At 72.0% G+C, this 16,942-nt stretch carries 16 protein-coding genes; 4 read left to right on the top strand and 12 right to left on the bottom strand.

Going from position 1 to position 16,942, the window contains the following annotated elements; all coding sequences use genetic code 11:
- Positions 1 to 153: 153 nt before the first annotated feature.
- Positions 154 to 933 carry an alpha/beta hydrolase gene (locus AC07EJ_RS06155; RefSeq protein ID WP_389475630.1) on the top strand — a complete coding sequence of 260 codons (780 nt, stop codon included), beginning with the start codon at positions 154 to 156 and terminating at the stop codon, positions 931 to 933.
- Complete coding sequence (locus tag AC07EJ_RS06150; RefSeq protein ID WP_389474930.1) at positions 926 to 1,621, top strand: hypothetical protein; 696 nt, start codon at positions 926 to 928, stop codon at positions 1,619 to 1,621. Before AC07EJ_RS06155 ends, AC07EJ_RS06150 begins: the two co-directional genes overlap by 8 nt.
- Positions 1,622 to 1,627: 6 nt before the next feature.
- Here AC07EJ_RS06150 and AC07EJ_RS06145 read toward each other — a convergent pair whose 3' ends face one another.
- From AC07EJ_RS06145 to AC07EJ_RS06120, 6 genes are all read right to left on the bottom strand, one after another.
- On the bottom strand, positions 1,628 to 2,386 hold the full coding sequence (locus AC07EJ_RS06145) for an endonuclease/exonuclease/phosphatase family protein (RefSeq protein WP_478883863.1): 759 nt from the start codon (positions 2,384 to 2,386) through the stop codon (positions 1,628 to 1,630).
- Positions 2,387 to 2,461: 75 nt separating this feature from the next.
- On the bottom strand, positions 2,462 to 3,415 hold the full coding sequence (locus AC07EJ_RS06140; RefSeq protein ID WP_389474926.1) for an ROK family glucokinase: 954 nt from the start codon (positions 3,413 to 3,415) through the stop codon (positions 2,462 to 2,464).
- 53 nt (positions 3,416 to 3,468) lie between these two features.
- The gene (locus AC07EJ_RS06135) at positions 3,469 to 3,954 is read right to left on the bottom strand and encodes a DUF5304 domain-containing protein (RefSeq protein WP_389474924.1); all 486 of its coding nucleotides are present in this window, start codon (positions 3,952 to 3,954) and stop codon (positions 3,469 to 3,471) included.
- An 86-nt stretch (positions 3,955 to 4,040) separates the two neighbouring features.
- Positions 4,041 to 5,207, bottom strand: a complete 1,167-nt coding sequence (locus tag AC07EJ_RS06130; RefSeq protein WP_478883862.1) for an ArsA family ATPase — start codon at positions 5,205 to 5,207, stop codon at positions 4,041 to 4,043.
- Positions 5,208 to 5,322: 115 nt separating this feature from the next.
- A complete protein-coding gene (locus tag AC07EJ_RS06125) occupies positions 5,323 to 5,757 on the bottom strand; it encodes an SRPBCC family protein (RefSeq protein WP_389474920.1) in 435 nt (144 codons plus the stop codon).
- Between the two features lie 80 nt (positions 5,758 to 5,837).
- Positions 5,838 to 6,599 carry a metallophosphoesterase family protein gene (locus tag AC07EJ_RS06120; RefSeq protein WP_389474918.1) on the bottom strand — a complete coding sequence of 254 codons (762 nt, stop codon included), beginning with the start codon at positions 6,597 to 6,599 and terminating at the stop codon, positions 5,838 to 5,840.
- A gap of 308 nt (positions 6,600 to 6,907) precedes the next feature.
- Here AC07EJ_RS06120 and AC07EJ_RS06115 point away from each other — a divergent pair, with 308 nt between their 5' ends.
- On the top strand, positions 6,908 to 8,704 hold the full coding sequence (locus AC07EJ_RS06115; protein WP_389474916.1) for an AMP-dependent synthetase/ligase: 1,797 nt from the start codon (positions 6,908 to 6,910) through the stop codon (positions 8,702 to 8,704).
- 107 nt (positions 8,705 to 8,811) lie between these two features.
- On the opposite strand, the gene AC07EJ_RS06110 is transcribed toward AC07EJ_RS06115, so the two are convergent.
- On the bottom strand, positions 8,812 to 9,963 hold the full coding sequence (locus tag AC07EJ_RS06110) for a glycosyltransferase family 4 protein (protein WP_389474914.1): 1,152 nt from the start codon (positions 9,961 to 9,963) through the stop codon (positions 8,812 to 8,814).
- Between the two features lie 78 nt (positions 9,964 to 10,041).
- On the opposite strand from AC07EJ_RS06110, the gene AC07EJ_RS06105 reads away from it, so the two are divergent.
- Positions 10,042 to 11,280 (top strand): glycosyltransferase 87 family protein, encoded by a 1,239-nt coding sequence (locus tag AC07EJ_RS06105; RefSeq protein ID WP_478883861.1) that lies wholly within the window; start codon positions 10,042 to 10,044, stop codon positions 11,278 to 11,280.
- A gap of 37 nt (positions 11,281 to 11,317) precedes the next feature.
- Here AC07EJ_RS06105 and AC07EJ_RS06100 read toward each other — a convergent pair whose 3' ends face one another.
- The 5 genes from AC07EJ_RS06100 to AC07EJ_RS06080 form a co-directional block, all read right to left on the bottom strand.
- Positions 11,318 to 12,526, bottom strand: a complete 1,209-nt coding sequence (locus AC07EJ_RS06100; RefSeq protein ID WP_478883860.1) for a hypothetical protein — start codon at positions 12,524 to 12,526, stop codon at positions 11,318 to 11,320.
- A gap of 51 nt (positions 12,527 to 12,577) precedes the next feature.
- Positions 12,578 to 13,630 carry a C40 family peptidase gene (locus tag AC07EJ_RS06095; protein WP_389474908.1) on the bottom strand — a complete coding sequence of 351 codons (1,053 nt, stop codon included), beginning with the start codon at positions 13,628 to 13,630 and terminating at the stop codon, positions 12,578 to 12,580.
- A 228-nt stretch (positions 13,631 to 13,858) separates the two neighbouring features.
- Entirely contained in the window at positions 13,859 to 14,890 is a 1,032-nt protein-coding gene (locus AC07EJ_RS06090; protein WP_389474906.1) for a C40 family peptidase, read from the bottom strand.
- Positions 14,891 to 15,207: 317 nt separating this feature from the next.
- A complete protein-coding gene (locus AC07EJ_RS06085; RefSeq protein WP_389474904.1) occupies positions 15,208 to 16,557 on the bottom strand; it encodes an NYN domain-containing protein in 1,350 nt (449 codons plus the stop codon).
- A gap of 43 nt (positions 16,558 to 16,600) precedes the next feature.
- A complete protein-coding gene (locus AC07EJ_RS06080) occupies positions 16,601 to 16,840 on the bottom strand; it encodes a hypothetical protein (RefSeq protein ID WP_100592168.1) in 240 nt (79 codons plus the stop codon).
- Between the last annotated feature and the right edge of the window lie 102 nt (positions 16,841 to 16,942).

Genomic DNA, 16,942 nt, shown 5'->3' with positions numbered 1-16,942 from the left:
CAACCCACTGCCTTCCTGTGTCTGTGGATCAGACCTTAACCCGCGCCGCAGCTCGGGGGCCCGACGGCCCTGGTCGGTGTCAGCGTGGTCGCGTACGGTGAAGTACGCCCCGCAATCCTGGGCGATCCCCCTCTCATGAACAGGAGACCGAAGGTGCCGGTCATTCCTGGAGCCGAGCCGTACCGCCACGAGGGCGGAGAGGTCGGCGTCCTCCTCTGTCACGGTTTCACCGGTTCCCCGCAGTCGCTGCGCCCCTGGGCGGAGTACCTCGCCGCGCGCGGCCTCACCGTCTCGCTCCCCCTGCTGCCCGGTCACGGCACGCGCTGGGAGGACATGCAGGTCACCGGCTGGCAGGACTGGTACGCGGAGGTGGACCGCGCCCTGCGCGAGCTGCTGGACCGGTGCTCCCAGGTCTTCGTCTTCGGTCTGTCGATGGGCGCCGCCCTCGCGCTGCGGCTCGCGGCGAAGCACGGGGACGAGGTGGCGGGCCTGGTCCTGGTGAACCCGGGGAACAAGGTGCACGGCCTCGCCGCGCGCGCCCTCCCGGTGGCCCGGCATCTCGTGCGCTCGACGAAGGGGATCGCGAGCGACATCGCGAAGGAGGGCTCGTCGGAGATCGGGTACGACCGGGTGCCGCTGCACGCCGCGCACTCCCTGCGGAACTTCTTCCGCATCGTCGACCGTGAACTGCCGCAGGTGACACAGCCGTTGGTGGTCCTGCACAGCACGCAGGACCACGTGGTGCCGCCCGTCGACTCGGCCCGCGTCCTCGGCCGGATCTCGTCCACGGACGTCAAGGAGATCCTGCTGGAACAGAGCTACCACGTCGCGACGTTGGACCATGACGCGGACCGGATCTTCGACGAGAGCTATGCGTTCATCGGCCGGTTCGCCCCCAGTGTCGGTAAGGAAGGGACGGCCACCGGTGGCTGAGCAGGACCGACGTGAACCCGCCGGCGAGGAGAGCCACGAGCCGGAGGACGCGTCCGCCGAGACGGCGGCGTCAGGAACGGCGCCGCCCGGTCCGGCGCAGCTCGGCAAGGAGCCGCAGCCGTCCGCAGAAGCGGCCGCCGGGGGCGACGCCGCGCCCGTGGACGAGGACGCCGCCTGGGCCGCCATCGTCGCCGGGTACGGCGAGGAGCCGCCGGACCCGCCGGGGGCCAAGCCGTTCAAGTCAATCGAGGACCTGGCCCTGCTCGACCCGGAGACGAACGGCTCGGAGCCGGGCGACCCGGAGACGAAGGGTTCGCAGCCGGACGCCGGGAAGACCGGCAAGCCGGTGACGCCCCTGGGCTCCTCCGTCTCCTTCGCGCCCGGCGTCGGCGGCGGCCCCCGCGACCACACGCCGGCCGAGCCGTCCGACGGTGACGACGACGAGGGCCACTTCGTGCCCCCGGAGCCCCCGCCGCTGCCCGAGGCCGACGTCACCGCCAAGTTCGCGTGGCTCGCCGTGCTCGGCGGCCCGGTCCTGATGCTGCTGGCCGTGCTCCTCGGCTGGCAGATGACGTGGTGGCTGACGACCGTCTGTGTCGGTGGCTTCCTCGGCGGCTTCGGCACACTCGTGATGCGTATGCAGGGCGACGATGACGACGACGATCCGGGGCGCGGCGCGGTCGTCTGACCCGCGTCAGCCCCGCGCGGCGGGAACCCTGAGGGCGGCCAGGACCGGCAGATGGTCCGTGGCCGCCCTCAGGTCGTCCTCGCTCACCCCCGGCATCCCCACCGGGACCCCGCAGCCGAGGACCTCGACACCCTCCGTCGCGAGGATCGCGTCGATGCGCTGATGCGGGTCGGCCGGTGTCGAGGTGTACTCGCCGAGCCACGGCTTCGTCGCCCAGGCGTCCTGGAGAGCCTCCGCGAGGCGCCGGAAGGTGCGGCCGCTGGGGCGCTCGTTGAGGTCACCGCCCGCGACGGCATGCTCGACGCCCAGCCCGGCGAGCCGGTCGAGGAGCATCCCGCCCTGCGCGTACCGCTCGTCCTTCTGCAGGCTCAGATGGCAGCTCAGTACGCCGATCCTGGCGCCGCCGAAGCGGACGACGGCGGTCGCGAAGCCGCGCCGGTGCAGTCCGGGGGTGAGCGGGAGGAGGACGTCCTCGGTGCGTTCGACGGTGGCGCGCAGGGAGCAGAGCAGCGCCGGTCCCGCCGCGCTCGCGCCGCCCGAGAGGATCACCAGGTCCGAGGCGGCCGCGAGCCGGGCGAGCTTGTTGCGCCAGCGGAAGAAGCGGGGCGCTTCCTGGATCAGGACCAGGTCGGGGGCGCAGGCCACGATGACGCGGGCGAGCGCGGCGGTGTCGTCGCGCATCGAGCGGATGTTGTAGCTGAGCACCCGGACGACGGCCGAACCGTCGGGCTCGGTGCGGGAGTTGGGGAGTGATCCGGTGACCATGACGATCAAGATACGACGAACGCCCGCCGTTTCTCCGGGGAAACGGCGGGCGTTCGGTGGCTGAGGCAGCCGGTGTCACATGATCGGGTCCGGCTCCCGTGCCAGGTCCGCCGCTCCGACCATGCCCGCCTTGTTGCCGAGCTGGGCCGCGATGACGTCCGCCACGGGGCGCCAGTTGCCGCCGACGAGCCAGCGCTTGTAGGACTTGCGGATCGGGTCGAGGACGAGCTCGCCCTCGTCCGAGAGTCCGCCGCCGACGATGAACGCGGACGGGTCGAAGAGCGAGGCCAGGTCGGCGAGGCCCGCGCCGGCCCAGCGGGCCAGCTCGCGGTACGAGTCCACCGCCACCGGGTCGCCCTGGCGCGCGGCGACCGAGATGTGCTTGCCTTCGATGCCGTCCGGAGTGCCGTCGCCCAGCGCGAGCAGGACCTCCGCGTTCTCCGGGGTCGCGTTGGCGCGCTGCTTGGCGTAACGGACGAGCGCGCGGCCGGAGGCGTACTGCTCCCAGCAGCCCTGGCTGCCGCAGCCGCACAGCAGGCCGTCCGGGACCATCCGGATGTGGCCGAACTCGGCGGCCACACCGAAGTGGCCGCGGCGCAGCTTGTTGCCGATGATGATGCCGCCGCCGAGGCCGGTGCCGAGCGTGATGCAGATGACGTTCCGGTGGCCCTTGCCCGCGCCGAACTTGTATTCGCCCCAGGCGGCGGCGTTCGCGTCGTTCTCGACGACGACCGGCAGGCCGACCCGCTTCTCGACCTCTTCCTTCAGCGGTTCCTGGCGCCAGTCGATGTTGGGCGCGAAGTAGACCGTCGAGCGCTGGCGGTTGACGTATCCGGCGGCGCCGATGCCCACGCCGACGATCTCGTGTCCTGCCCGTGCGCCCTCGACGGCCGAGGCGATCGCGTCAACGATGGCCTCGGACGTGCTGGGAGTCGGCACCTTGAAGGTCGAGAGGATGTTGCCTTCCTCGTCGACCACGCCGGCCGCGATCTTTGTGCCGCCGATGTCGACGCCGATGGTGAGTCCCATGAATCCCTCAGTTCGGTCGAGCCCCGCTACGGCCCACCGTACCCGAGCGGTTCTCAGTCGAGGTCGATGTGTTCGCCCGGCGGCGGGGCCTCGGGGCCCTCGTCACGGGGGTCGGTCTCGTCCCCGGCGGCCCGTCCGGGCTGGGCGCCCGACGAGCGCTGGGTCCAGCGCTGCTCCTGGCGCTCGACGGCGGAGCGGTAGGCGGCGAGCAGTTCGCTGCCCGCGGCCGCGAGGTGGTCGAAGACCTCGGGGTTGCGCTCGACGACGGGCTCGACGGCGGCCTTCGCCTGCTTGACGACCTGGCTGACGACCTGCTGCGCGGTGCCCTGGGCGACCGCGCCGAGAAGAGGGCTCTGGAGCCCCGAAAGCTTCTCGGCGACGGCGTCGACGAGCTTGCGCAGCTCCTCGGCGGCCGAGCCGGGCGGGGGCCCGTACTGGGCACGGCGGCGGGCCTTCTCCTCCGCGAGGTCCTCGGCGCATGCCTTCTCCCACGCGTCGGCGTCGGCCTCGGGGGTTGGCTGCTCGGTGGCGTCGCTCATGGCGGCTGACTCCTGCGAGAACGTATGGGTGGGTGCGTACCAGGTGGGTGCGTACCTTCGACGTTACCCGAACGGCGGTAGTCCGTTCATCGCCCTTGCGGCCACAGGCCGGGGTCGGGGGTGAACCTGATGCGCAGGACGCCGTCGCGCAGGCCGGCGCCGGCGACGGTGCAGCGGCGCAGCGCCGACGGCAGGGCGACGATGCGGCGGAGGGATCCGGCGGTGACGACGAGTTCGTCGCCGCGCCGCACCAGACCGAGGTCCTCGCGGACGGCGCCGGGCAGCGGCAGGTGCCACACGAGGACGCCCTCGTCCGCGATGCGGTCCTCCACGGGCCAGGCGATGGCCGGCGGAGCGGGCGGGACCGGCGGTGCACCGAGTGCGGCCAGGTCGTCGGCGCCGCGCGGGTCACGGCCCAGATGGGGCAGCTCATGCACGTCGTACGTGCCCTGCCAGGCGGCGAGGACCTTGCGCTGGCTGGCGGCGGCGTCGGTGAGCCACGGGTCGGTGGAGCCGTCGGGGAGCAGGCGGGAGGCGAGCAGCGCGTCGGCGCGCAGGCCGTGCAGGGCGAGACCGGTGGTCGTGGTGAGCAGGGCGTCGGCCGCGGCGGGCGTGGGCTCGGCGACGAGGCGCACGGTCGTGCGCGGGTCCTCGATCACAGCCTGGACGGCGGCGAGTTCGGTGTCCCAGCGGTCCGCTGTCTCGTACAGCCATTCCGCGGGCATGGGGACGCCGGCGAGGCGGCCGAGGAGGGGGCGCAGCGCGCGGGCGGCCTGCCGCTCCGGGGGGAGCAGGCGGCGCAGGTAGCGGCGCAGCTGTTCCGGCAGGGCGAGCAGGGCGAGGGCCTGCGGCGCCGGGGGGAGGTCGACGACGACCAGGTCGTAGGGACCGTGGGAACTGTCGCGCAGGGCGCGGAGCAGGGCGAGCTCGTGGCTGCCGGGCAGCGGGGTGAGCTCCTCGGCGTCGAGGCGGGTGGCGCCCAGGAGGTCGAGGGCGGACGCGGCCTTTTCCTGGAGGCCGGCGAGGTCCTCGCGGAAGCGGTCCGCCGGGGCGAGACGTATCGCGGTGAGACCGGGTTCGACGGACGTCGGCGCCGCGCTCGTAGGGGTGGCGAGGGCGGCGCCGAGGGTGTCCGTGGGGTCCGCCGAGAGCACGAGGGTGCGGGCTCCGCGGCGGGCAGCTGTGAGGGCCGTGGCCGCGGCGGCGGTGGTCCGGCCGGAGCCGCCGGGGCCGGTTACCAGAACGGTGCGCATGAGGTGTGAGGCTACCTGGGGCGCAGGGCGCCCCCGGCAGGCCGCCGGGGGCAGGTGCGGGCAGCAACGACGGCCGGCAGCTACGACGCAGGTACTCCGACGCAGGCGCCGGAAGCTACTTCGTCTCCACGCGCTTCTTCAGGCCGGCGAGGGCGCGGTCGATGATGACCTTCTCGGCCTTGCGCTTGATCATGCCAAGCATGGGGATCTTGACGTCGACCGTCAGGCGGTAGGTGACCTCGGTGCCCGTGCCGGACGGCTTCAGGAGGTACGTGCCGTCGAGTGAGCGCAGCATCTGGGACTTGACCAGGGTCCAGGAGACCTCGTTGTCCCCGGTCCAGGTGTAGGCCAGGGTCTGGTCGTCCTTGATCGCTCCGGCGTCCATGACGAGGCGCACCTGCTCGGCGCGGCCCGCGCCGTCCGTGGCGAGGACCTCGGCCTCCTTCACCTCTCCCGTCCAGTCGGGGTAGCGGGCGAAGTCGGCGATCACCCCCATGACATCGGCCGGTGCCGCCTCGATCGTGATGCTCGAGCTGGTGTGTTCCGCCATCGCGGTGGCTCCTCCAGATGCGGTCCGCTGAGGGGTGGTGTGTATCGCGTGAAGGCTACCGCGCACCGGAGGCGGCCCTGTCACCACTCCAGGGCCCAGGGCCTGCCCGAACCCGCGAAGTGGCCGACGTTGACGCACTCCGTCGTCCCGATCCGCATGCGGCGGGCCAGTGGCTGGTGGACGTGGCCGAACAGGGAGTAGCGGGGACGGGTGCGCCGGATCGCCTCCAGGAGGGCGCCGCTGCCGCGCTCGAAGCGGCGCGCGACGGTGTCGTAGACGAGTTCGGGGACGTCCGGCGGGATGTGGGTGCACAGCACGTCGACTTCTCCGACGGCCTCGATCTTGGCGGCGTACTCCTCGTCGCTGATCTCGTACGGCGTGCGCATGGCGCTGCGCAGTCCGCCGCCGACGAAGCCGAAGACGAGGCCGCCGATCTCGACGCGCTCGCCGTCGAGGACGGTGGTTCCGGGGCCGGCGTACTCGGACCACAGGTGCGGGATGTCGACGTTGCCGTAGGTGGCGTACGTCGGTGTGGGGAACGCCGCGAAGAGCTCGGCGTACTGCTTGCGCACCGCTGTCTCGATGGCGGTCCCCCGATCGATCCCGGCCCAGAGCCCGGCGCCGAACACGCGTGCCTCCTCGAAGCGGCGCTCGGTGCGCAGTTCGACGATGCGGTGCGCGTTCTCCACGCCGAAGAGATCGGGGAAGATGCCGCGCGAGTGATCTGCGTAGTCGAGGAAGAGCACCAGGTCACCGAGGCAGACAAGAGCGTCCGCCCCGTCTCCCGCCCGGGCGAGGTCTGTGGAGTTTCCGTGCACATCGCTGACCACATGTACGCGCATGCGATCACCCTAGAACTGTGTGGGAATCGTGGGTAGAGGGGGCCGGACCTGCGGTTACTTCCTATTCGCCGATTCGGTCGACTAGGGTCGGCGGAGCGATTGCACGGCGTGTGACGCAGCGAACATCTCGCCTGGACCCCCTACCGGAACAGCAGTACCGATGGGTAACGTCCGGGCAGTCCAGTAGTGCTCAGCGTTTCAACCACTGAACTACCACTGCTTCAGCAGCTGAGCACCTGCCCGATCTTGGACCGCATCGTCGACTCACACAATGCCGTGGCGCCGGTGCCCTATGAGGAGCAGCAGTCTTGCGCGAGTTCAGCCTTCCGGCCCTGTACGAGGTCCCTGCGGACGGCAATCTGACCGACATCGTCCGCAGAAACGCCGCGCAGCACCCTGACGTCGCCGTCATCGCCCGCAAGGTGAACGGCACCTGGCAGGACGTCACTGCCACCACCTTCCTCGCCGAGGTGCGAGCCGCGGCCAAGGGCCTGATCGCCTCCGGCGTGCAGCCGGGCGACCGGGTCGGCCTGATGTCCCGTACCCGTTACGAGTGGACGCTCCTCGACTTCGCGATCTGGAGCGCCGGCGCGATCACCGTCCCGGTGTACGAGACCAGCTCCGCCGAGCAGATCCAGTGGATCCTTGGCGACTCCGGCGCCGTGGCCTGCGTGGTCGAGAGCGCCGCGCACGAGGCCACCGTCGAGTCCGTGCGCGACCGCCTTCCCGGTCTCGCCCACGTCTGGCAGATCGACGCCGGCGGCGTCCAGGAGCTGGACCGCGCGGGCGCCGGCGTCCCCGACGTGACCGTCGACGAGCGCAGCGCCGTGGCGAAGGCCGACGACCCGGCGACGATCGTCTACACCTCGGGCACCACAGGCCGCCCCAAGGGCTGTGTCCTCACGCACCGCAGCTTCTTCGCCGAGTGCGGGAACGTGGTCGAGCGCCTCAAGCCCCTCTTCCGTACGGGCGATTGCTCGGTGCTCCTCTTCCTGCCCGTCGCGCACGTCTTCGGCCGCCTGGTCGAGGTCGCCTCGCTGATGGCCCCGATCAAGCTGGGCCACGCCCCCGACATCAAGCACCTCACCGATGAACTGGCCGCGTTCCGGCCGACGTTGATCCTGGGTGTGCCGCGCGTCTTCGAGAAGGTCTACAACTCGGCGCGCGCCAAGGCGCAGGCCGACGGCAAGGGCAAGATCTTCGACAAGGCGGCCGACACGGCCATCGAGTACAGCCGTGCCCTGGACACCCCCAAGGGCCCGTCCATCGGTCTGAAGCTGAAGTACAAGACGTTCGACAAGCTCGTCTACTCGAAGCTGCGCGCCGTCCTCGGCGGCCGCGGCGAGTACGCGATCTCCGGCGGCGCCCCGCTCGGCGAGCGCCTCGGCCACTTCTTCCGCGGCATCGGCTTCACGGTCCTGGAGGGCTACGGCCTGACCGAGTCCTGCGCCGCCACCGCCTTCAACCCGTGGGACCGGCAGAAGATCGGCACGGTCGGCCAGCCGCTGCCCGGCTCCGTGGTCCGGATCGCCGACGACGGCGAGGTGCTGCTGCACGGCGAGCACCTGTTCTCGGGGTACTGGAACAACGAGGCCGCGACCGAGGAAGCCCTCGCCGACGGCTGGTTCCACACGGGCGACATCGGCACGCTCGACGAGGACGGCTACCTCCGGATCACCGGCCGCAAGAAGGAGATCATCGTGACGGCGGGCGGCAAGAACGTCGCCCCGGCCGTCATCGAGGACCGCATCCGTGCGCACGCCCTGGTCGCCGAGTGCATGGTCGTCGGCGACGGGCGCCCCTTCGTCGGCGCACTCGTCACGATCGACGACGAGTTTCTGGGGCGCTGGGCCGCCGAACACGGCAAGCCGGCCGACTCGACGGCGGTGTCGCTGCGGGACGACGCGGATCTCCTCGCGGCGATCCAGGCCGCCGTGGACGACGGCAACGCGGCGGTCTCCAAGGCGGAGTCGGTCCGCAAGTTCCGTATCCTGCCGACCCAGTTCACGGAGGAGTCGGGCCACCTGACGCCGTCCCTGAAGCTGAAGCGGAACGTGGTGGCGAAGGACTACGCCGACGAGATCGAGGCGATCTACCGGGGCTGAGCTTTGCGGGGGCTCCGCCCCCGCGCCCCGCGTCCCTTGTCCTCGAACGCCGGACGGGCTGGATGATCCATCCGGCCCGTCCGGCGTTCGGCGTTCGGCGTTCGGCGTTACAGCAGTCCGCGCAGCTTCTCCGCCAGCAGATCCCACCGCCACCGCTCCTCGACCCACTCACGCCCCCGCTCCCCCATGCGCCGCCGCAACTCCGCGTCGCCGAGGAGCGTGACGATCCGGTCCGCGGAGTCCTCCGCGTCGCCGCCCTTCACGACCCAGCCCGTCTCCCCGTCGAGCACCGCGTCCGGCGCGCCGCCGGAGTCGCCCGCCACGACCGGCAGGCCCGTCGCCGACGCCTCCAGGTAGACGATGCCGAGGCCCTCGACGTCGAGGCCGCCGCGCCGGGTCCGGCACGGCATGGCGAACACGTCGCCCGCCCCGTAGTGCGCGGGCAGCTCCGACCACGGCACGGCCCCCGTGAAGCGCACCGAGTCGGTGACGCCCGTCTCCACGGCGAGCCTGCGCAGCTCCTTCTCGTACGGGCCGCCGCCCACCACGAGCAGTACCGCGTCCGGGACGGCCGCCAGGATCCGCGGCATCGCGAGGATCAGCGTGTCCTGCCCCTTGCGCGGCACGAGCCGCGAGACGCACACGACGACGGGCCGGTCGGTCAGTCCGAGGCGCTCGCGCACCAGGGCGCCGCCGGAGCCCGGGTGGAACGTCTTCTCGTCCACACCCGGCGGCAGCTGCACCATCCGGCCCGCGGCGGCGGGCGTCAGCGCGGCGGCGATCCGCGACCTCGTGTACTCGCCGAGATAGGTGATCGTGTCCGTCGACTCACCGATGCGGCGCAGGAGCCCGCGGGACGCGGGCAGCTGCGCCCAGCCGGCCTCGTGACCGTGAGTGGTGGCCACCAGGCGCTGGGCGCCGGCCTTGCGCAGCGCCGGTGCCATCAGGCCGAGCGGGGCGGCCGCGCCGAACCACACCGACGTACAGCCGTGCTCCCGGAGCAGGCCGGCCGCGCGCCGGGTGACGCGGGGCGTCGGCAGCAGCATCGTCGTACGGTCGCGCACGACGGTGAAGGGCTGCTCGGCGTCGAACGCCGCGGTCGCCTCGACGCCCTCGCGGGTGCGCTTCCAGGTGGAGGCGTAGACGACGAGCCGCTCGGGGTCCAGACGGAGCGCCATGTTGTGCAGGAACGCCTGGATGCCACCGGGCCGGGGCGGGAAGTCGTTGGTCACGAGCAGCGTCTTGTTTGTCTTGTGCATCGCCGCCGACAGTACCTAACGCGCCGGTGGGCCGTGCTTCATGGCCCCTGCACAGTTCTGCCGGGCATCATGGCCCGAATGATGCCGAGAACCCCGGTCCGCGCGGCGCTGGTGTGGGCCGCGACCAGGGCGCTGCTCCTCCTGTGCGTCCTGAAGGTGATCACGGTCCCGGGTCCCGACGTGACGACCGACGTCTCCGTCATCTACCGCAGCTGGTACGGGATCCTGCGCACGGGCACCTTCCCGCTGGACGACGTCACCTGGCAGTACCCGCCGGCCGCCGCGGGCGCGATCCTCTCCCCCGCCCTCCTGCCCTTCCTGTCCTACGCCACCGCGTTCTACGTGCTCGCCCTCCTCGCCGACGCCATCACCTTCGGGCTCCTCGTGTCCGCGGGCGGGCGGCCGGGCAGGTCGTGGCGCGGGGCGTGGGTGTGGGTGGCGGGCGTCCCGCTACTCGGTCCGACCGCGTACGCCCGCTACGACGTCATGGTCACCGCGGTCGCGGTCGCCGCGCTGCTGGCCGGTGCCCGGCATCCGCGCGTCATGGGGGCGCTCACGGGGCTCGCCACGCTGCTGAAGGTGTGGCCCGTGCTCCTGCTGCTCGGGACCCGTCGCGGCCGCGTCACACGGGTCTCCTGGGGCAGCGCGGCCCTCATGGCCGGCGCCCTCGTCCTCGCGTTCGCGGCGGCGATGCCGGGCGCGCTCGACTTCCTCACCTCCCAGCGCGACCGCGGCACGGAGGTCGAGTCGCTCGGCGGGCTCGTGTTCCATGTGGCGCGGCAGTTCGGCTGGCCGGGTTCCGTCGGGCTGCACTACGGCTCGATGGAGTTCCTCGGCCCTTACGTGGACGTCGTGAGCGTGGTCGCGCAGGTGCTGACGCTGGCCGCGTTCGGCTGGCTCCTGATGTGGCGGCTGCGGGCGCGGGCCTGGGCGCCGGGCACGCTCGCGGACGCGGCGTTCGTCGCGGTGCTGCTGTTCACGACGACGAGCCGGGTGATCAGCCCCCAGTACATGCTGTGGCTGACGGGTCTGGCCGCGGTGTCGACGGTGTTCTCCGCGAGCCGGATGACACCGCCCGCCTGCCTGGTCCTGGCGGCGTCGCTCGTGACGTTCCTGGAGTTCCCGCTGGGCTTCGCACACGTCGTGTACGGCGACGGACTCGGCCTCGCCCTGATCCTCGTACGCAACGGCCTGCTGGTCGCCGCCTCGCTGACCGCCGCCCGGCGCCTGTGGCGGCAGACGGTCACCCAGCCGCGGCTGCGCGAACAGGCGCCGCCTCCTCAGCCGGCCCGCGACGAAAGCCTGCTCTCGTCATGACCTCGCCGCTCGACCAGCTCATGACCTCGCCGGCCGGTCAGCCGAGCTGGGCCCGCAGATAGTCCCGCCAGTCCGACGTGAACTCCTCCTCGGTCGTCCCCAGCACGCTCTCCATCGCGTCCTCGACCGCCCCGGCCCGCCGCTTGTGCTCGCCGACGGCGCGGTAGAAGGCGTTCAGCTTCGCCTCGCCCCACCGGTCGGCGATCATCCGGCAGGCCAGCCAACCGCCCTCGTACGCCTGCGCGAGCCGTCCCGCGTCGCCGGAGAATCCGAAGTCGGGGTCGGCGGGGAGTGCGCCCGGCAGCCGGCCGAGCCGCACCGCGCGCTCCAGTTCCGGGGCTGCCTGCCCCGCGGAGCGTCCGGTGCCGCGGTAGCCGACCCAGTCCGCGTACCCCTCGGACAACCACAGCGGAGTCGCGCCCGACGTCGCCGCGCGGGTGGCGACGTGGGTCGTCTCGTGCGTGAGGACAACCTGCTTGCCGAAGGAGCCGAGCACGTCGTACGCGTCCGGGTTCACGATGATCCGGTCGGCCGGCGTCCGCCCCGGCGCGCCCGCCTCGCCGGTCGTGACGGCGGCGATGCCCCGGTACCCGGCGGCGGGGGCCCCGAGCAGCGCGCCCATGCCGTCAAGGGACTTCGGGACGAGGACCACGACCCGCTGGGCCCAGCCCGTCCCCCAGGCGTCGCTCACGGCGGGTACGGCCTCGTCGGCGAGGTCCGCGTAGTCGCGCAGCGCGCCGTGGGACCTGCCGACGCCGAGGACGAGACTGTGCGCGCCCCGCTCCACGACGACTCTGCCCTGCTCCCAGAGCTGCTCGCCGGTCTTCGGGGCGGGCCGGTCGGACGTGACGTACCAGCGGCCCTCGCGCAGTTCGAGCTTGAGGGAACGCCCGGAGACGACGGGCGCGCTGTCGTAGCCCTTGATCCGGTAGCGCAGTTCCGCGCCGGCCGTGGCGTGGCTGCCCGAGCGGTCCAGGCGGGTCAGCCGGTACGTCCAGGAGGTCAGCGGGACGTCGGTGAGGTTCTTCAGGGCCGCGGCGTCCGCGCTGCCGGTGGCCCGGTACGCGGCCGGATCCCGGGCGAGGACGGCGTCCGCCCGGCGGTCGAGGGTGCGCTGCACATCGCCCCGCGCGGTGTCCTGCGCCGCGCCCCCGCCGCAGCCGACGAGCCCGGCGAGCAGGGAGGCCACGGACAGCAGGGCGACGCACGCCCCCGCTCCACCCGCACCACGCCTACGACCAGCCATCCTCCCGATCGTACGGCGCCTCCCGCGCCGGGCACTTCCTGCCGCGACCGCTCAGACCCGCGTCACGGACGAAACCGGCATCATGCCCACCGGGTCGTAGCGCACGGGCGCGCCGGGATAGGGGGCGTGGATGACCTGGCCGTTGCCCACGTACATCCCGATGTGGCTGGCGTCCGAGCGGTAGGCGACGAGATCGCCGGGCCGCGCCTCGGAGAGGGGCACCTGCCGGCCCGCGAACCGCTGGGCCTGCGAGGTGCGCGGCAGGCCCACACCCGCCCGCGCGTACGACCACTGCATGAGGCCCGAACAGTCGAACCCGGAGGGCCCGTTGGCGCCCCAGACGTACGGCTTGCCGACCGCGGACATGGCGGCGGCGACCGCCGCGGCGGCCCGGCCGGACGACGGCACGCCCGCGCCCGACAGATCGGGGATTCCGTCGCGCCCGCCACCGCGCGAGGCACGCTCGTAGGCCTCACGCTGCGAGGCGGGCAGGGAGTTGAGCAGGCGGCGGGCCCTGGCGAGCTTGTCCTCGACGGTCCGTTTGTGCCGGGCGACGGCTTTGCGGGACTGCTCCAGGTCGAGGAGCTTGCGGGTGGCCTCGGCACGTTCCTGGGACAGGTCGCGCTGCGCCCGCTGCAGTTGGGTGAGTTCGCCGGCCTGGCGGGCGGTGACGCGGTCGAGGACGGACGCCTTGTCGAGATAGCCGTCGGGGTCCGAGGACAGGAGCAGGGCGAGGGCGGGGTCGAGGCCGCCCGAGCGGTACTGGGCGCCGGCGAGCGAACCGAGGGCGCCGCGCATGGTGTTGATGCGCCCCTGCCCGCGGGCGACGCTGTCCTGGAGGTCCGCCAGTTCGTCGCGGAGCTTGCCGGCGCGTTCGTCGGCCTTGTTGAACGCCTCGGTGGCCTGCTCGGCCTGCTCGAAGAGGCGGTCGACCTCGGCCCGGGTGCCGGACGGGCGGTCCTGCGGCGCGGCGCCCGCGGGGGCGGCGGTGAGCCCTGTGGCGGCGGTGGCCGCTACGGCTGACAGGGCCGACAAAACGTAGACAGTGGAGCCGCGCGCACTCTGGTCGAGGCCGGACTGTGCGGGACGGCGATGGGACCCCACGAGTAGCCGCTCCCCCTTCCGCTGACGAACGACCCCCGGCCGGAGAGCCCGGTCGGGGGAATGCGGGGCGACATTAGCCGCGAGGGGCGGGCGCGGCCAACGTCCGTCGTACGGACGGAAAACGCGACACCCCGCCTATGACGCAGGTCATGGGCGGGGCGTGGGGTCAGCGCGTGATGTCGGAATTCGCCCGAACGGGCGCGTTTTCGTGTGGCGCTCGTCCGGGGGTCAGGCGGGGATACGGACGCCGAACATGAACGATCCGACGGTGCTCATCGACTCGTAGCGGACGACGGCGCCGGGGTGCGGGGCGTGCAGCACCTGGCCGTTGCCGGCGTAGAGGCCCACGTGCGCGAGGTTGTTGAAGAAGACCAGGTCGCCGGGCTTGAGCTGGCTCATGCCGATCTTCGGGCCGTCGTTCTGCTGCGTGTACGTGGTCCTGGTTATGCTCACGCCGGCCTGCGCGTACGACCACTGGGTGAGCCCGGAGCAGTCGTAGGAGTTGGGGCCGGTGCCGCCGGAGACGTACGCCTTGCCGAGCTGGGTGGCGGCGGCGTTCAGGGCGGCGGCGCCGCGCTTGGAGGCCGGGACCTCGTTGCCCAGGTCGACGCGGGCGCCGGCCGAGCGGCTCGCGCGGGCGTCGTCGGCGGCCATCTTCTGGCGCTCGGCGGCGGTGAGGGTGTTGAGGAGCTTCTGCGCGGCGCTGAGCTTGCTCTGGACCTGCTGCTTCTTCTTGCCGAGTTCCGTGCGGGTGTCGGCGAGGTCCTTGAGCTTGTCGGAGGCCTCCTGGCGCTCCTGCGCCAGCGAGCGCTGCTTCTCCTGGATCTTCTTCAGGCCCTCGACCTGCTGACCGCTGAGCTGGTCGAGCGTGGAGGCCTTGTCCAGGAAGTCGTCCGGGTCGGCGGAGAGGAAGAGCTGGACGGAGGGGTCGATGCCGCCGGAGCGGTACTGGGCGCTGGCCATCGAACCGAGGCCGGAGCGCAGCGTGTTGAGCTCCTCCTGGCCGCGGGCGACCTTGTCCTGGAGGTCGCCGATCTCCTTCTCGAGCTTCTTCTGCTTCTCCTTGGCCCCGTTGTACTTGTCGGTGGCCTTCTCCGCCTCTTCGTAAAGCTTGTCGACCTTGGCCTTGACCTCGGTCTTGCTCGGCTTCGGAGCGGCCTGCGCCGCCTGCGAAGTGAGGGCCACGGCTGCGGCGGCGGTTGCGGTGAGCACGGTCACACGGGTGCGGCTCGGCTGCTTGGGTCGACGGTGGGACGCCACGAAGGCGAGCTCCTTCTTCCTCCAGCCGCCTACCGACACGCCGGTGGGCGGTGACCCTCTGCCGTCACTCCTGATGAGTGATCACCCGAGCGGAGGTTCGAGGCCAGACCTTAGTGACCTTCTTGTGATCAGTTCAAATCCTGACGAGAAAAAAGTCGGTCACCGAGCGCATTCTTTGCACTCAACTCACGTGCGGTAATGCTCGTTTGACACTACGTTGCGTAAACGATCCGCCAATTCGGGCATCAGGCCCAGAGGTTACGTATGAGACCTACGTTGCCTATGTGGCGAAGCGTCGGAACTTGCGGGGCGGATGGTCAGCCGCGCGAGAGACGCTTCAGGAGCATCACGGAGGCGACGGGACGGGCGCCCGACCTGGCGACCCCGTCGGCCACCTCGCGGTCCGTGGAGACGACCACGACGGGCCGTCCGGACGGCTCGGCGCGCACCAGCTGGCGGATCAGTTCGTCAGCCGTGACGCCCGCCTTCGAGAAGAGCACGCGCACTCCGCGCGGCGGCGCGAGCAGTACGGGCGCGGCGAGTTCGGCCCCGTCGAAGACACAGGTGACCTCGGCGCCGGTCTGCGCGGCGAGCTGGGAGAGCGACCCGAGCAGCCTGAGGCGCTGCTTCTCCAGCGGCATCGTCGGATAGCCGGTCTTCGTCACGTTGTAGCCGTCGACCACCAGATGGGCCTGCGGCAGGGCGAGCAGCTGGTCCAGGATGGCGGGGTCGTGCTCGGACAGAGCGCGGGCCGCGATGTCCTTGGGCGACATCCGCCCCGGCTCGACGGCGTCCACGGTCTCGGCGGGACGCACGGACACGGGCGGCAGCGCCAGCTCGCGGCGCAGGCCCTGGGCGGACTCCAGGACGGTGTCGAGCAGCAGCCGTACGCGCATGTCCTCGACGCTGCGGCCCTCGCGCGCCGCCTTGCGTGAGGCCTCGAGCGCCGCCTCCGTCTCGCCGAGCCGGGCCTTGAGCCGCCGCGTCTCGCTGTCGGCCGCGGACAGCTGCGCCTGCATCTCGGCCCGTACGGCTTCGGTCTCGCTGTGGACCTTGCGCAGCGCCGCCTCGCCGCGTTTCACGTCACTGAGCGCGCTGCGCAGCTTGCGGTGGAGGGACTCGGCCTCCTTCTTCGCCGACTCCAGCTCCGTGCGCAGCCGTTCGGTCTCGGACCTGGTCTGATCGCGGACGGCACCGACCTCGGCGCGCAGCCGCTCCAGCTCGGCCCGCGCCTCCTCGTCGGCGCGCTCGGCGTCGGCCCGCACGGCCTCCTCGCCGGCGGCCGCGACGAGCTTCACCCAGCCCGCGGGCCGCAGCACGTAGGCCGCGGCAGCCACGTCCAGGGGGTCGGCGGCCGGCGGCGGCGCCCCGGCGTCCAGTGCGCCGGCGAGCTCCGGCTGGGCCTCTCTGAGACGTTCAGCGATGCGCTGGCGGAAGAGAGTGTCGCCCTCCAGCGCGGTGGCCATCGCATTGCCGGCGAACTTGGCGCGCCGGGTCGGGGTGAAGCGCGCATACTGCCGCAACTGGGGCGGCAGTTCGGCGACCGTCAGCCCGCCGAAGCCGTCCGAGACGATCTGCACGACCCGGCGCCGCACACCTTCGGGCAACGGCCGGTCGAGCACCTCAGCGGCGCCGTCCCCGGCCTCCCCGCCTGCGCTCTCCACCATCCGTCACCCCAATGTCCGTATTTTCTGGGGGTTCAGCTCCCTCTCAGGAGCCGGCACCCGGCCTGTCCACGAGTTCGACCTGATCCACCGCGTTGCACCAGCGGCAGCGGACCGACTCGATGGTCTCACTGACCACCTCGCGCTCCTCGACCTTCGGGTCACCAGCGAGGTCGAGGTGCACATATTCGACGACCTTCGACGAGCGGGTCACGTCGAAACGCGTCAGGTTGCCGCAGAGAGTGCAGCGCCAACGGGTCTCGGCGGTCGGCAGGGGAACCGTCATCGGGGCTTTCGCCTTCTTTCGGGGTCGTACGTTTTCCGTGGTGCGTGGTGTCCGTAACCCTACGGCCTGGCGGGGACCCCCCGCGCGGGCGTCCACAGTGGG

Source organism: Streptomyces sp. NPDC045026, assembly GCF_056432625.1.
Note: the sequence above shows the minus strand (reverse complement) of the source record. Positions and strands in the feature narration are given on the sequence as shown.